The sequence below is a fragment of the Peptostreptococcus anaerobius 653-L genome, assembly GCF_000178095.1.
GTDB classification, from domain to species: Bacteria; Bacillota; Clostridia; order Peptostreptococcales; family Peptostreptococcaceae; genus Peptostreptococcus; species Peptostreptococcus anaerobius.
On record NZ_ADJN01000055.1, the window covers coordinates 1 to 1,466 of the forward strand.

The following is a 1,466-nucleotide window of genomic DNA, read 5'->3' on the forward strand; positions in this document are numbered from 1 at the left end:
TTTTGAAAGTATGAACTTTCAAAATCGAACAGCAGGTAATTCTCCTTAGAAAGGAGGTGATCCAGCCGCACCTTCCGATACGGCTACCTTGTTACGACTTCACCCCAGTTATCGACGCCACCTTCGACGACTTCCTCCTTGCGGTTGGATAATCGGCTTCGGGTGTTTCCGACTCCCATGGTGTGACGGGCGGTGTGTACAAGACCCGGGAACGCATTCACCGCAGCATTCTGATCTGCGATTACTAGTAACTCCAGCTTCATGTAGGCGAGTTTCAGCCTACAATCCGAACTGAGAATGGCTTTAAGGGATTAGCTCCACCTCACGGTTTGGCAACCCTCTGTACCACCCATTGTAGCACGTGTGTAGCCCTAAGCATAAGGGGCATGATGATTTGACGTCATCCCCACCTTCCTCCAGGTTATCCCTGGCAGTCTCTCTAGAGTGCCCAACTGAATGCTGGCAACTAAAGACAAGGGTTGCGCTCGTTGCGGGACTTAACCCAACATCTCACGACACGAGCTGACGACAACCATGCACCACCTGTCACCTCAGCCCCGAAGGGAAGGTGTGATTAAACACCGGTCTAAGGGATGTCAAGCTTAGGTAAGGTTCTTCGCGTTGCTTCGAATTAAACCACATGCTCCGCTACTTGTGCGGGTCCCCGTCAATTCCTTTGAGTTTCACACTTGCGTGCGTACTCCCCAGGCGGAGTACTTAATGCGTTAGCTGCGGCACCGAGGGGGGTAACCCCCGACACCTAGTACTCATCGTTTACAGCGTGGACTACCAGGGTATCTAATCCTGTTTGCTACCCACGCTTTCGTGCCTCAGTGTCAGTTGCAGTCCAGAAAGCCGCCTTCGCTACTGGTGTTCCTCCCAATATCTACGCATTTCACCGCTACACTGGGAATTCCACTTTCCTCTCCTGCACTCAAGTCTTCCAGTTTCGGAGGCTAACTACGGTTGAGCCGTAGCCTTTAACCACCGACTTGAAAGACCACCTACGCACCCTTTACGCCCAGTAAATCCGGATAACGCTAGCCCCCTACGTATTACCGCGGCTGCTGGCACGTAGTTAGCCGGGGCTTCCTCACAGGGTACCGTCATTATCTTCCCCTGCAACAGAACTTTACGATCCGAAGACCTTCATCGTTCACGCGGCGTTGCTGCATCAGGCTTGCGCCCATTGTGCAATATTCCCCACTGCTGCCTCCCGTAGGAGTTTGGACCGTGTCTCAGTTCCAATGTGGCCGATCACCCTCTCAGGTCGGCTACTGATCGTCGCCTTGGTGGGCAGTTATCTCACCAACTAGCTAATCAGACGCGGGTCCATCCTATACCGCTAACACTTTGATATATCTACGATGCCGTAAATATATATTATCATGTATTAGTAAACTTTTCAGTATGTTATCCATGTGTATAGGGCAGGTTACCCACGCGTTACTCACCCGTCCGCCGCT

General features: G+C 52.0%; 1 rRNA gene. It reads right to left on the minus strand.

The features are described 5' to 3' along the window. Positions 1 to 49: 49 nt before the first annotated feature. Positions 50 to 1,466 (minus strand): 16S ribosomal RNA (locus HMPREF0631_RS06330); the annotation flags it as partial.